General features: G+C 66.9%; 13 protein-coding genes. All 13 read right to left on the bottom strand.

Annotated features, from left to right (window positions below):
- Window positions 1–17 precede the first annotated feature (17 nt).
- The 13 genes from AC3RCG_RS17965 to AC3RCG_RS17905 all read right to left on the bottom strand — a co-directional run bounded on the left by AC3RCG_RS17965 (window position 18) and on the right by AC3RCG_RS17905 (window position 12,623).
- On the bottom strand, window positions 18–590 hold the full coding sequence (locus tag AC3RCG_RS17965) for a prepilin-type N-terminal cleavage/methylation domain-containing protein (RefSeq protein ID WP_070291219.1): 573 nt from the start codon (window positions 588–590) through the stop codon (window positions 18–20).
- A gap of 87 nt (window positions 591–677) precedes the next feature.
- Entirely contained in the window at window positions 678–1,397 is a 720-nt protein-coding gene (locus tag AC3RCG_RS17960; RefSeq protein WP_492402771.1) for a hypothetical protein, read from the bottom strand.
- Window positions 1,397–2,176, bottom strand: a complete 780-nt coding sequence (locus tag AC3RCG_RS17955; RefSeq protein WP_492402773.1) for an ABC transporter permease subunit — start codon at window positions 2,174–2,176, stop codon at window positions 1,397–1,399. The genes AC3RCG_RS17960 and AC3RCG_RS17955 overlap by 1 nt, the downstream gene beginning before the upstream one ends.
- Window positions 2,176–2,886 (bottom strand): prepilin-type N-terminal cleavage/methylation domain-containing protein, encoded by a 711-nt coding sequence (locus AC3RCG_RS17950; RefSeq protein ID WP_492402775.1) that lies wholly within the window; start codon window positions 2,884–2,886, stop codon window positions 2,176–2,178. The genes AC3RCG_RS17955 and AC3RCG_RS17950 overlap by 1 nt, the downstream gene beginning before the upstream one ends.
- Window positions 2,883–3,617 (bottom strand): hypothetical protein, encoded by a 735-nt coding sequence (locus AC3RCG_RS17945; RefSeq protein ID WP_492402777.1) that lies wholly within the window; start codon window positions 3,615–3,617, stop codon window positions 2,883–2,885. The genes AC3RCG_RS17950 and AC3RCG_RS17945 overlap by 4 nt, the downstream gene beginning before the upstream one ends.
- Window positions 3,614–4,075, bottom strand: coding sequence for a hypothetical protein (locus tag AC3RCG_RS17940; RefSeq protein ID WP_492402779.1), 462 nt, complete (start codon window positions 4,073–4,075; stop codon window positions 3,614–3,616). The genes AC3RCG_RS17945 and AC3RCG_RS17940 overlap by 4 nt, the downstream gene beginning before the upstream one ends.
- Entirely contained in the window at window positions 4,072–4,755 is a 684-nt protein-coding gene (locus AC3RCG_RS17935; protein WP_409028422.1) for a hypothetical protein, read from the bottom strand. Before AC3RCG_RS17935 ends, AC3RCG_RS17940 begins: the two co-directional genes overlap by 4 nt.
- A complete protein-coding gene (locus tag AC3RCG_RS17930) occupies window positions 4,752–6,320 on the bottom strand; it encodes a hypothetical protein (RefSeq protein ID WP_492402781.1) in 1,569 nt (522 codons plus the stop codon). Before AC3RCG_RS17930 ends, AC3RCG_RS17935 begins: the two co-directional genes overlap by 4 nt.
- 21 nt (window positions 6,321–6,341) lie before the next feature.
- Window positions 6,342–7,547, bottom strand: a complete 1,206-nt coding sequence (locus AC3RCG_RS17925; protein ID WP_070224564.1) for a type II secretion system F family protein — start codon at window positions 7,545–7,547, stop codon at window positions 6,342–6,344.
- Entirely contained in the window at window positions 7,547–9,250 is a 1,704-nt protein-coding gene (locus tag AC3RCG_RS17920; protein WP_070224563.1) for a GspE/PulE family protein, read from the bottom strand. Before AC3RCG_RS17920 ends, AC3RCG_RS17925 begins: the two co-directional genes overlap by 1 nt.
- A 7-nt stretch (window positions 9,251–9,257) precedes the next feature.
- Window positions 9,258–10,013, bottom strand: a complete 756-nt coding sequence (locus AC3RCG_RS17915) for a tetratricopeptide repeat protein (protein ID WP_492490455.1) — start codon at window positions 10,011–10,013, stop codon at window positions 9,258–9,260.
- A complete protein-coding gene (locus tag AC3RCG_RS17910) occupies window positions 9,913–10,674 on the bottom strand; it encodes a hypothetical protein (RefSeq protein WP_492490367.1) in 762 nt (253 codons plus the stop codon). Before AC3RCG_RS17910 ends, AC3RCG_RS17915 begins: the two co-directional genes overlap by 101 nt.
- Window positions 10,671–12,623, bottom strand: coding sequence for a pilus (MSHA type) biogenesis protein MshL (locus tag AC3RCG_RS17905; protein WP_070220286.1), 1,953 nt, complete (start codon window positions 12,621–12,623; stop codon window positions 10,671–10,673). Before AC3RCG_RS17905 ends, AC3RCG_RS17910 begins: the two co-directional genes overlap by 4 nt.
- Between the last annotated feature and the right edge of the window lie 29 nt (window positions 12,624–12,652).

The raw sequence follows: 12,652 nt of genomic DNA, 5'->3' as shown, positions 1-12,652 counted from the left end.
CGATAGTGAGTGGCGGCTCAGAAAAAGACGGCGGTGCGGGGGATGATAGCACCGGTATTGCCATAGGGCATGTTCGCCCGGACGCTGCCCGTGCTGGCCACGCCATCGTCGAGTTTGCTGTCGATCTGCTCGGCGTAGCCTTCGGGCAGGTTGTCGAAACGGATGCCGTTGCCGGCCCGTCCGCCCACTTCATCGTTGTACAGGTAGACGGCGCCGCCCTGGGCGCTGGTCATGAATTGCGAGGTGCCGTTGAACGAGCCGGTAATGAAGCCGCCCAGCGCCAGGTGCTGCGGCGCCAGCGTGAATTCGCGCGGCTGGCCGTCGCCGATCTGGCCGTCGCCATTGCCGTTGCCGGCCGAATTGGGCACGTGCACGGTGCCCTGGATATCGTCGCCGGGCAGGGCGCGGAATTTGTCCTGGTAGGCGTTGACGGCGGCCGTCAGCGCATTCGACTGCTGGATGATGTTCTTCACCTTGGCGCTGTCGATCAAGCCTTGTCCCTTGAGCACGCCGCCGAGCAGCAAGCCGATGATGACCAGGACGATGGCGATTTCTACGAGCGTAAAGCCGTGCTGGCGGCGTGGGAGCATGGGGATTTCCTTGGAAAAAAGTGCTGGGGACTATATGGCAGTTTACTGCAATTGGCACCGTGCGCGCATGGCATGTCGGACGGTGGCTCATGGCGCCGCCTTTTTCTTGTCGGCCAGTGCATCGAGCTTGCGCGCGAGGAAAGCGAGTTCGTGCGGGTCGCTGATCTGGCCGCTGGCGATCAGGCCGCCGATCACCAGGCGTGCGCTGTCGAGCTGGTCCATGTCTTCCAGGATGAACGCTTCCATCTCGCGCACCCAGGCTGGCACTTGCGGCCCCGTCGCCAGCCGGCGCAACTGGCGTGCATAGGCGAGCGCCAGCGGCAGGTCGTGCAACTGGTGTTTGGCCACCAGCGCCGCCTGCGCCATGGCGGGCCAGCGGTGCTGCGGGTCGGCGGCGAAACTGGCGGCGACGAAGGCCAGCATGCGCCGCGCGCGCTGCGGATCGGCCACGCCCGCGTACACTTCGCTGGCGGCCACCAGCGCGTAGCGGCTGCGTGGGTCGAGCGTTTGCGCCGTCTCCAGCCAGCCGGCCAGGCGGTCATAGTCGAGCTTGCGCCACGGCAGGCTGACGCCGGGCTGGTCTTCGAACGATTGCAGGTACAGCAGCATGGCCTTGGCCATGGCCAGCGGCTCGCCCAGGCTGGCCAGGCGCGCCACGGCTGCCGGCGGCGCGGCGGGCAGGGGCCGCGCCTGTGGCGGTGCGTGCTGCTGCGCCAGGCGCCAGCCCAGCTGCAGCAGCAGGCAGGCCGCCAGCAGCCAGCACAGGGGGCGCGGCACGCTCGACCAGGGACGCTGGGCGGCGGCCATCAGATGTTCCTGCGGTAAAAGTCGCATAGCGCGCAGCTGGCCAGCAAGCCGACATAGATGGCCGTTTGCGCCGCCACGCGGGCCAGGGCTTGCCAGTCGCCGGTCGCGTACAGCAGCCACTCCGTGCGCGCAAAGGCGTCGAGGCGGGGCAAGAGCAGGGCCAGCACGTCGATGGCGCCTGCCGTGGCCCGTTGCACCAGGGAGTCGCCCGCCTGCGGGCCGTGCGCGAGTAGCTGCAGGCTGCCCAGCATGCGCGCCAGCACATAAAAGCCGCTAGTGGCGGCCAGCGCGGGCAAGGCCTGCTGCAGGCTGGCCGCGCACAGCAGGCTGAAGGCGGCGACGATCCACAATTCTCCCAGCAAGGACAGCGCCCACAGCGCGCTTTGCGCGGGCGCGGCGAACAGCGCCATCAGCAGGCCGAACAGCACGGCGGGCACGGCCGCCAGCGCCCCGTAGCCCAGCAATTTGCCCAGCAGGTAGGCTGCGCGCGGCATGGGCAAGGCCAGCAGCAATTCCAGGCCCCGGTCGGCCGCTTCGCGCGCCATGCTGGTGATGATGAACGTGGCCAGCAGGAAGACGCTGGCCAGGCGCAAGGCGGCCGCCAGCAGCGTCGCCTGCACGGCGCCGCTTTCCGTCAGCGCCAGTTGCTGCAGGAAGCCGGCCAGGCCGGCGGCGGCGCAGGCGGCCAGCACGAACAGCCACGGCAGGCGGCTGCGCAGCGCTTCGAGCAGCGTGTAGCGGGCGATGGTGAGGGCGGGCCGGAGCATGGATGCGTGCATCAGCGGGGCAGCCTTTGCGCCGCCACCATGCGGTTGAACAGGATGTTCGGCGACAGCCAGACGACGATATCGTCGAACTCGCCGCCCGGCTGCTGCGGCCCGCTGGCGGCGCGGCTGATGACAGTGGTGGCGTTCGATGCATTGTTGCGCTCGTCGACATTGTTGCCGAAAGGAACAGCCTGGCGCTGGCCCTGCACGCCCGTGGCGCCAAAGCCGTTCTTGCCGTGGGACATGATCATGGCGGGGATGTCCCTTAACGCCGTCGCCTGCAGCAGCGCGCCGCCATTGCGCGTGACGATGCTGATGTCGCGCGGCGTGCCCAGGTTGAACTGCTGCTCGCTGTCGCTGAAGGCGGGCGTCACGCTGTAGCGGAACAGATTGTTCCAGCTGTCGCCCTGGCGCAGCCCCAGGGTGGCCCAGGGCAGGAAGCCCTCACGTTTTTCGCCCGTGCAGCGGGCGCCGCGCCGGTCTTCCAGGCCATTGCCGGCGGAGATGGCAGGACACGGCAGGTAGCCGTAGCGCAGCGCGTAGCCCGTCAGCGCTTCCTTCGCTTCATTGAGCGCCTGTTGCGTCTCGGCCACCTTGCGTTGTTCCAGCTGCACCGTCAACGGCGTGACCAGACCGCCGATCATCAGGCCCACGATGACGAGCACGATGGCGATCTCGATCAGGGAAAAGCCGCCCTGGCGGCGCGCATGGAGGGCGCTCATGGCAGGTTGCGCGCGGCGCGCATGCGTTGATACAGGGTGGGCAAGGTAATCCAGGTCAGCATGTCGTCAAAGGCGCCACCGGGCAGCGTGGCAAGTTCGGTGGCGGGGCGGTTAATGAAGCGGCGGCTGGCGCCGTCGTTGGCGGCTTCGTCGATATTGCCGCGTGCCGTATTGATCTGCGGTACGCCGCTGGCGGCCGTGCCGTAGTGATTCTTGCCTTGCGAGAACAGCACGGCGGGCAGGCATTGCGCGCTGACGTCGCACTGGTCCTGTCCCGCCACGAAGGCGAATGCGCCGCGCCCGTCGCGCGTGAGCACGACTCTGTTGGCGACAGCGGAAAACGAGACGATGGGGGCGCGCGCCATTTCCGGCGTGACGCTGTAGCGCAGCAGCTTGCCCCAAGCGTCGACGCCGTCCACGCCCAGCGCCACCCACGGCAAAAAGCCGCTGCACTCGGCGTCGCCGGCGCAGTCGGCCGGGCGCTCGCGCCCGTCGAGGGCGGACGCGGCAGGGCGGGGCAGGCGGCCATTGGCCGCCGCAAAGCCCAGCAAGGCGTCGCGCGCCTGCGCCAGGGTGGCCAGGGTACGCTGCTGGCGTTCGGCTTCGCCCGTGTTGCGCCCGAAGGCGCCGATCAGCAGGCTGGCCGTGCCCAGGCCCAGCACGGCCACCAGCAGCAACAGGGCGGCGCCGCGCTGGCAACGGGGTTGGCGATGCGCCTGGCGCGGCGTCATGGCGGCGCCTCGGTGACCGTGCCGCTGGCCGGGTCGTAGCGCTGGCCGGGCTTCAGGAGCACCACCTGGCCGTTCGACAGGCGCAAGGTCAGGGCGCCGGGCGTGCCGGACTTGTCGCGCGCAAGGCGGTTGTGCGGTTCGTTTTGCGTTTCCTGGTTCAGCCAGACGGTAGAGCGGCCGCTGCTGCGCTGCACCACGCCATTCAATTCCACGGGCGGGGCAGGCGGCGGTGGCGCCGGCGGGGCCGGGGGCGCCGCCAGGGCAGGATCGGGCGCCGGCGGGCCGTAGCGCTGCGCGTCGAGCTGGGCGCGCTGGTCGGGCGACAGGAACAAACGGCCCAGTTGCGGCGACTGTGCCTGGGCCGTGAGCGCGGCACCGGCCAGCAGCGCGCCCAGGACGAGGGGGCGCAGGAGGGGGGCGCGCAGGAGGGGGAGGCGAAGGACGAGGGTGGTCCTCATGGCCGCCCCGGCACGGGCGCGCTGCCCAGGGTCAGCCACAGCAGCTCGCATTCGGCGCCCACGGTGGGCGCAGCTCCGCTGCCTGGACCGGCGCCGGCCGCAGCGTGGCGCTTGAGCGTGCAATCCTGCACGGCGAAATAGCCGGCCTGGCGCAAATCGTCCAGCAGGTTCAGCAAATCCATCTCGTGCAGCAAATCCATCTGCAGGCGCATGCGGCTGCCGCGCAGCTGATATTGTCCCATCACCATGGGCAACGGTACTTGCAGCGCTTGCTGCGGGCTGATGTCATAGCTGATCGGCAGCAGTTTGCGCTGTTCCTGGCTGCGGCGGATGGCGTCGATCCAGGCCAGGCGGTTTTCCTCACCGATCAGGCCGCGCTGGCGCAGGGCCAGGAATTGCGGTTCGTAGGCGCGGATTTCCTGCTTTTCCGCCTCCGCATGGTTGAACAGGAGGGCGGCCGCCGAACGCGTGCGCTGGGCCAGGTCCAGCTGCTGTGCTTGACGCGCCCGGTAGGCGGCACTCAGGCTCAGCAGCACCACGCTGGCCAGCAAGGTCAGCGCAAAGCACAGCAGGGCGCGGCGTATCAGATGCAGTTCGCCCAGCCAGGCCGGCAGCGCGCGCGCGGGCGTGCCGCTCCGTTGCATGCCGGGCAGGGGCGGCTGTTTGACGGGGCCGCTCATGGCTGCCACGCGAGCAAGAGGGTGAAGCGGGCCTGGCTGGCCGGCGCCGGCACGGCGCTCTTGCCGGACAGGGCCGCGCTGGGGCGCAGGTCGAGCGGCGTTTCCTCGATCGTCACCTGCATGCCCGGCTGGCGCGCCAGGGTTTGCGCGAAGGCCGTGATGGCCGCCAGGGCCGCGCGGTAATCGTTGTTCGGCATGGCCACGTCCGCTTCCAGGCGCAAGGCCTGCGGCGGCGCGACGGGAATGCCGGCCAGGGCGCTGCCGGCCGGTGCGCCCGTACTTTGCTGCTGCTGTGGCGGCGTCTGATTGCTCGCCACGCGCGCGGGCGCCTGGCCCGCATGCCAGTGCAGCTGGCCGAGCGCGACTTGCGGCGCCTGGTCCAGTGCGGCGCTCAGCATGCCCAGCAGCCGGCCCGGCTCCGGCGCCTGGCTGGCGATCATGTGGCCCAGGGTCACGGCCACTTTCATGTTCTGCGTCTTGGCCGGCGCCGGCGGCTGGGTCGACATGACGCTGCGGTAGCGCTCCTGATAGGACGCCGTTTCCTGCGCCAGGCGTTCGATGGCGGCCCCGTCGGCTATGCCGCCGAGCAAGTTAATCGCGCACCACAGGGCCGCCGATGCGCCGATCAGCGTGCTGGCGCCATACAGCGTCTTGCGCGCGCGCTGGAAGTGGTAATAGCGCGCCAGCGCGCCGGGCGGATAGTGGCTGGACGGCGGATGCTTGCCCAGCAAAGTCAGCAGCAATTCGTCGGCCAGCGCCGGCGTGCGGCGCAAGCCCACCCGTTCGCCCGCCAGCTGCAGGTCGATGAAGTGGTAAGCCACTTCGACGCCGTTGTCGCACAGCAGTTCGAGCTTGGCGATTTGCGCGGCCGGCGCCAGGATGACGGTATTCAAGACGTCGCCGCGCGCCAGCATGCGCGTGCTGGTGAGAAATTGCCGCGTTTTTTCCGTTTCCAGCGCAATATTCACGGCCACGCCATCGAGCGCGATGGTGGCCGTCTGGCGCGAAAAGCGCAGCTGGCCCTTTTCATAGTAGCTTTGCCGCAAGCCGCCCGACTGCTGCGTCACCAGCAGCAAGTGTTCGTGCGCGACCGACAGCTTTTTGACCAGCGCGATACTGAGCAGGCTGGTCGAATAAATGCCGGCCACGGGCACGCGCAAGTGCTCGAGCGCCTCCGTCCATGGCTGCAGCAAGGATGGGTTGGTCAGCGCAAAGAACAGTACCTGGTCGTCGTGGCGGCCCGTGCTTTCGCGGCCCAGCAGGGTGCTGCCCCGATAGGGCGTGTCGCGGTGTAATTGCTGCTTGCGCCGCTCCAGCAGGGCCCGGCCCGCCTTGCCGCGCACGTGGGGCAGCAGCTGGCGCTGGAAATCTTCCTCGATCAAGTCCGTCAGCAGGTAGGCGGGCACGTCCAGCCTTTGCCCCTGCGGATCTTCCAGCCACGCGGCGAAACCGTCCAGCCCGGCCGCGCTGGCGGGGAAGGCCTGGCCCTGGCCCAGCACGCCGTGGTCCCAGTCGTAGGCGCACAGCGCGTCGCTGGTGATGTAGAGTAATTGTTTGCGGAACACGGCGGTCTCAGGTCTCGGGTCTCAAGTTTTCATCGTGCTGATGGTGTCGTAGATCGGCCCCAGCACTGACAGCATGATCCAGCCCAGCAGCAGGCCCAGGATGACCGTCATGGCCGGCTCGATCATGGCCTGCACTTTTTCAATCAATTCCTTCACTTCGCGGTTGTAAAAGTAACTGACATTGCGCAAGGCCGTGTCCAGCGAGCCCGTGGCCTCGCCCACCTTGAGCATGCGGATCACCAGCGGCGGGAAGATGCCCGTGTGCTGGAAGGCGGCGGTCACGCCATGGCCTTCGCTGATCAGCTGGGCGGCGCGGCGCAGGCCGGCCGCCACCACCTGGTTGCCGGCGATGCCTTCGGACAGGCGGATGCATTCGAGTATCGTGATGCCGGAAGCATACATCAGGGCAAAAAACGTGGCGAAGCGGGCCAGGATGATCTTGTGCAGCACGGGGCCGACCAGCCACAGCCGCAGCTTCAAGCCATCCCACGCGTAGCGGGCCGCCTCGCTGCGGCGGATCAGGGCGCGCAGGCCGAAAAACAGCAGCACGGGCAAGGCCAGCAGCACATACCAGTAATCGATGAACACATTCGATACAAAGATCAACACGCGCGTGTGCAGCGGCAGCTCGCCGCCCATGTTGCGGATGAAGGCCGTCAGCTGGGGTACCAGATAAATCATCAGGAAAAACGTCACGCCCGCCACCACCAGCGCGACGATGACCGGGTACATGACGATCTTGCGCGTTTGCGAGGCCAGCTCGTCCTGCCACTTCAGGCTTTCCGACAGGTTCTTGAACACTTCGGCGATCTTGCCGCTCTGTTCGCCCGCCAGGATCAGGCTGGTAAACGTGGCGTCGAAGATGTCGCCATGCTGGGCCAGCGCGCCCGACAGCGGCAAGCCGCCTTCGATGCTTTCGATCAGATCCGTGACGACTTCGCGCAGGCGCGGGTGGTCCGTGCTTTCGCGCAAGTCGTTCAAGCCTTCCAGGATGGGCACGCCCGCACCCGTCAATTGTTCCATGTGGAAGCAGAAGTTGATCAGGTCGCGGCGGTGGATGACCCGCTTGCCCAGCAGCACCAGATACTGGCCCGTGATCTTGCAGTCGATCAAGTCCAGCTGCATGCGGTGCAGGCGCGCTTCCAGGTCCGGCACGTTGGCCGCCTCCATGCTGCCGGGAATCAATGCGCCGGCGGCATCCATGGCGCGGTAGACATATTGCGCCATCAGGCCAGCCTTTCCGTCAAGTCGACCACGCGGCCCACTTCTTCCAGCGTGGTCACGCCTTCGAGCACGCGGCGCACGCCGTCGTCGACGATGCCCTTGAAGCCGGCCGCGCGCGCCGCGTTCTTCAATTCGCGCGAACTGGCGCGGCGCGCCGTCAATTCATCGAGTTCAGCCGTCATCTTGAGGATTTCCATGATCGCCAGGCGGCCCTTGTAGCCCTGGTGCGCGCAGCGCTCGCAGCCGACGGCGCGGCAGATGGAGGCGGGCGCATCGCTTGTTGCCAGGCCCAGCAGGCGGCGTTCGACGTCGTCGGCGATCACCGTTTCCTTGCAATGCGGACACAAGCGGCGCACCAGCCGCTGCGCCACGATGCCGATGATGTTGCCGGCCATGATGTCGGGCAGGATGCCGATGTCGAGCAGGCGCGCCACGGAACCGATGGCCGAGCTCGTATGCAAAGTGGAATACACCTGGTGGCCCGTCATGGCGGCGGCAAAGGCCATTTCCGCCGTTTCGCGGTCGCGGATCTCGCCCACGAGGATGATGTCCGGGTCTTGCCGCATCATCGAGCGGATGCCGTCGGCAAAGCCCAGCTTGACGGATTCGTTGACGGAGGTCTGGCGTATCATGTTCATCGGATACTCGACCGGGTCCTCCAGGGTCATGATGTTGACGCTTTCCGTATTGATATGGTTGAGTATCGAATACAGGGTGGTGGTCTTGCCGCTGCCCGTCGGGCCCGTCACGAGGATCACGCCGTCGGGGCGGGCGATCATCAGTTTGAGCAAGTTTAGTTCCGCTTCGGCCAGGCCCAGCCCGTCCAGCGGGACGATGCCCTTCTGCCGGTCCAGCACGCGCAGCACGACGTTTTCGCCATGCGTGGTGGGTTGCGCGGACGCGCGGAAGTCGATTTGCCGACCAGAAAACTTGATGCTGATGCGTCCATCCTGCGGCGCGCGCGCTTCGGCGATATTCATGTTCGACATCACCTTCAGGCGCACGGCCATGGCCGGCCAGTACGATTTGTGCAGGCTGCGGATTTGCCGCAGGATGCCGTCGATGCGGTAGCGGATGCGCAGGAACGACTGTTCCGGCTCGAAATGGATGTCCGAGGCGCCGTTCTGCACGGCGTCGGCCAGCAGCGCGTCGATCAGCCGCACCATGGGCTGGCTGTACTCGTCCGATGGCGACGCCATGCTTTGATAGCTGACTTCACCCGTCTCGATTTCGTGCAGGATGCCGTCGATCGACAATTCAAAACCATAGTACTGGTCGATGGCGCGCGAAATGTCCGATTCGTTGACGAGCACGGTGGAAATCGTGATGCCCTTGACCAGCATGGCGCTGATCTGGTCGAGCGCGACGATGTTGCTGGTGTCGGCCATGGCCAGGATCAGGTTGTCCGCCTGCCGCTCGTAGACGATGGGAAAGACGCGGTAGCGCTTGGCCACGTCCTTCGGAATCAGCTTCAGGGCGATGGCGTCGACAACCAGGCTCGACAGGTCCGCACTGACCTGTTTCAGGTTTTCGCTGAGGGCCTCGCGCACGGTGGCTTCCGTGACGAAGCCCAGGGTGATCAGCAGCTTGCCCAGCGGTTCGCTGCTGCGCCGCTGCTCGATCAGGGCGATGCGCAACTGGTCTTCGCTGATCACCCCTTTCTGGATCAGCAATTTGCCCAGCGGAAGTTTTGCCTGTTCTGCCATGTAGTACTTATTCCTGACGGGGTGGGATGGTGGCCGGCTCGGCCGGGGGCGGCGCTGCCGGCGCGGGGGCCGCCAGTTCGCGCAAACGCGTTTGCACGACGGCCTGGTCGAAGGCGGCGGGCGTGGTTTGCGCCAGGGTCAAGGCGCGCTGGTAATACGTGGCGGCCAGCTTGGGCTGGTTCAACCGGTCCAGGCCGACGGCCAGGTTGAAGGCATAGTCGGGATTGCCGGGCGCGGCGCCGTAGGCGCGGAAAAACTGCTGCTGCGCTTCGTTCCAGCGGCGCTGCTTGGCATACACATTGCCCAGGGCAAACAGCACGGGGCCGCTGTCGGGGGTGCGGGCCAGGATGGCTTTCAGCCTGGCTTCGCTCTGCACGACGTCGCCCTGGCGCAGGCCGATCAGCCCGGCCAGCGCGACGCCATCGTCCGGGTTTATCTCGAGCAAGCGCACGTACAGCGATGCCGCCTGCGCGCCCTGGTTCTCGCGCAGGGCCACGGCCGCCAGGCCCAGCAGCGCGTCGCGGTTGTTGGCATCCTGCCGCAGCACGCTTTCATATTGCTGGCGAGCAAGGCCCAGCTGGCCCCCGTTGAAGGCCTGGTAGGCTTGCTGCACGCCTGGGTTGATTTGCGGCGCCGTATCGTTGCGCAGCACCTGGATCTGGCTATTGTCGGGCGCGGCCACCGGTGGCAGGCTGGGCTGCGCAGGCGGCGGCAGTTGCGCCAGCTGGGCGGCCACGGCCGCTTGCGCGGCGGCCTGGATCATCGCCTGCTGTTCCGCCGCGCCGGCTGGCGGGCGCTGTTCGCGCGGCGCGTCCTGCGGCAGCGGGGCGCGCCAGTACCAGTACGCCATCGATCCCGGCCCCAGGCAGCACCACGATGGGGCCGGCAACGCCGGCCGTGCCCGGGGCGTCCGTCAGCGGCATGGGTACGCCGGGCAGGTTGGCGCCCGCGCCGGGGCTGCTGCTGGCGCGCCAGTACCAGTACGCCATCGATCCCGCCACCAGCAGCAGGATCGCCAGCAGCACGGCCAGGCGCACGGTGGCCGGGTCGACGCTGATGGGGCCGGTGGGGCCTTTCGGCGGCGGATTGCTGCGGCTGGCGCGTGGCTTGGCGGGCGGCGGTTCCGGACGGGCGCGCGGCGGCTCGGGGGGCGGGCCAGGTTGCGTGCCTTGCTGTGAACCGGGCTGCGCGCCGCTGGACTCGGGCTGCGGCGCGGGAGCGTCCTGCAGCGGTTCCAGGCGCAAGCTGCTTGCCGGCTGCGCGGGCGGTGGCGCGGCAGGCGCGGGGCGGGGCGGCAGGGCGTCGGCCGGCGCCAGTTCCAGCACCTGGTCGTAGGCTTCGGACGGCTTTTCCAGTTCTTCGTCGGAAAGGCTGTTCTGCTTGGCGCGCTCGGCTTTCTTGAGCGCCTGCATCAACAAGCTCATGGGACGTCTCCCTGCAGGCGTGCCTGCGGCTGGACGGCTGGCGCCGGCGGGCCATCCGTGTACGGCTGGCTGTTGAGCGGCGCCTGGCCGGGCAGCAGGTAACGGTAGTCGCGGTAATCGCCTTCGATGCTGGCATCCTTGACCACGACGGGGCGCATGAAGATCACCAGCTCCGTCTTGCTGCTTGCCTCATTACGATAGGTAAACAAATTGCCCACGACGGGCAGGCTGGACAGGCCGGGCACGCCATCCTTGGCATTGTCGATGGAATCCTGCATCAGGCCACCCATCACGGCGATCTGGCCATTGCCCACTTTCATGATCGATTCCAGCTCGCGCGCCTGGATCACGGGCACGCGGCTGATCACGCTGGCCGTGGCCAGGGCCGGATTCGGGTCTTGCACATAACCCACGATGCGCGTAATGGTGGGGCGCACATTGAGCGTCACTTCGTCGCTGTCGGAAATCTGCGGCGTGACGCTCATGACGAAGCCGACGGGCACCGTTTCCAGTTTCGACTCATAGGTGGCGGGCGTGGTGATGGTGCCCGTCGAACTGATCACGGCGGGCGTCACCTTGATGGTAAAGAAGACATTGTTGTCGACCACCTTCAGCATGGCCGTTTGATTGTTGAGCACGCTGATCTTCGGGCTGGACAGCACTTTCACCTTGCCGAACGATTCGAGCAGCTGGATGGTGGTCCTGAAACTATCCTTCATGTAGTTGAGCACGAAGATGCCGGGCGACGTACCCGGCAGCACGCCGCTGGGCAGGGGCAGGGTGCCGACACGGCCCTGGTTCAGGCTCAGGCTGCCCGTCAGGCGCGACCAGTTGATGCCTTGCTGATATTCATTGCTCAGGCGCACCTCGATGATGGTCGCCTCGATCAGCACTTGCCGCTTGGCGCTATGCAACACGGCGTCGAGGAATTCGGCGATCTTTTCGTGCTGGCGACCCGTGGCGCGCACGGCGATCAAGCCGCCTTCCACGTTGACGACGACGGACGAGGGGCTGCCCTTGTTGGCCAGTTTTAATAGCGGCAGGCCGTTCGCGTCGAGCTGCTGGCCAGGATTCGCATTCTGGTTGGGTGCCTGCTGGCCTGGCGCATACTGGCCGCCAGTCTGCATCGGCGCCTGGCTGCCGTATTGGTTGCCGCCCTGATTCTGCTGCTGGCCCGGCTGGCCTGGCTGACCCGCTTGTCCCTGCTGGCCTGGCGTATTGCCCTGTGCGGCCGTCAATTGCTGGTTCAGCTGCGCCAGCGGGTCGACCTGCACGTCGTTGAGCGTGGTGTCGCGCAGCAGGTCGCGGATATTTTTTTCCAGGCTGTACCAGAAGTTATTTTCCGAACGATTCACGACCAGGGTGGTCGAATTGTTATTGCCGTTGCCGCCGCTGCCTTGCGTGCTGCCAACGGGATTGCTGGCGTTGTTCGACCCGCCGCCCGCCGTGGAAATTTGCGTAGCGATATTCACGCTGCTGTTGGTGCTGCGCGCGATGTTGACGTAATCGATCTTGTAATTGCGCCATACGGGTGCGTCGGGCAGCACCGTCAGGTTCTTGCCATCGATTTCGTAGCGCATATCGACTTGCTTGCCGATACGTGCCAGCAATTGCGGCAGGGTCTGGTTCAGCGCATTCAGGGTGACGCTGCCTTCGATCTGCGGGTGGATGTCGATATTCATGCCCGCGTCGCGCGCCAGCGCAAACAGCAGCGATTGCACGGGCACCTTGTGCACGGTGACGCTGTAGGTTTCCACTTTGGGCGCGGGCAAGGGCGCGGCCAGCGCGCTGCTTTGCTGCACCGGTTCGGGAATGGCGCCGCCGGCGACGGGCGCGGTATTGAGGTGGGCAGGCGACAGCGGCATTTGATGCGTGGCGCAGCCGGACAGCACGGTGCCGCAGGCGAGGGCGACCCAGGAGGCCAGCACAGGAATAGGGTGTTGATTCATGAAAAGTTCGCCCTTGGAGTCGTGTTGTG

The organism is Janthinobacterium sp. GW823-FHT01H08, assembly GCF_058797855.1.
Note: the sequence above shows the minus strand (reverse complement) of the source record. Positions and strands in the feature narration are given on the sequence as shown.

Excerpts from the sequence above, each read along its gene's own strand:
- AC3RCG_RS17920 (WP_070224563.1), bottom strand. The coding sequence starts at position 9,250 with ATGGCAGAACAGGCAAAACTTCCGCTGGGCAAATTGCTGATCCAGAAA.
- AC3RCG_RS17910 (WP_492490367.1), bottom strand. The coding sequence starts at position 10,674 with ATGAGCTTGTTGATGCAGGCGCTCAAGAAAGCCGAGCGCGCCAAGCAG.
- AC3RCG_RS17955 (WP_492402773.1), bottom strand. The coding sequence starts at position 2,176 with ATGCACGCATCCATGCTCCGGCCCGCCCTCACCATCGCCCGCTACACG.
- AC3RCG_RS17905 (WP_070220286.1), bottom strand. The coding sequence starts at position 12,623 with ATGAATCAACACCCTATTCCTGTGCTGGCCTCCTGGGTCGCCCTCGCC.
- AC3RCG_RS17925 (WP_070224564.1), bottom strand. The coding sequence starts at position 7,547 with ATGGCGCAATATGTCTACCGCGCCATGGATGCCGCCGGCGCATTGATT.
- AC3RCG_RS17945 (WP_492402777.1), bottom strand. The coding sequence starts at position 3,617 with ATGACGCCGCGCCAGGCGCATCGCCAACCCCGTTGCCAGCGCGGCGCC.
- AC3RCG_RS17965 (WP_070291219.1), bottom strand. The coding sequence starts at position 590 with ATGCTCCCACGCCGCCAGCACGGCTTTACGCTCGTAGAAATCGCCATC.
- AC3RCG_RS17960 (WP_492402771.1), bottom strand. The coding sequence starts at position 1,397 with ATGGCCGCCGCCCAGCGTCCCTGGTCGAGCGTGCCGCGCCCCCTGTGC.
- AC3RCG_RS17935 (WP_409028422.1), bottom strand. The coding sequence starts at position 4,755 with ATGAGCGGCCCCGTCAAACAGCCGCCCCTGCCCGGCATGCAACGGAGC.
- AC3RCG_RS17940 (WP_492402779.1), bottom strand. The coding sequence starts at position 4,075 with ATGAGGACCACCCTCGTCCTTCGCCTCCCCCTCCTGCGCGCCCCCCTC.
- AC3RCG_RS17915 (WP_492490455.1), bottom strand. The coding sequence starts at position 10,013 with ATGATCCAGGCCGCCGCGCAAGCGGCCGTGGCCGCCCAGCTGGCGCAA.
- AC3RCG_RS17950 (WP_492402775.1), bottom strand. The coding sequence starts at position 2,886 with ATGAGCGCCCTCCATGCGCGCCGCCAGGGCGGCTTTTCCCTGATCGAG.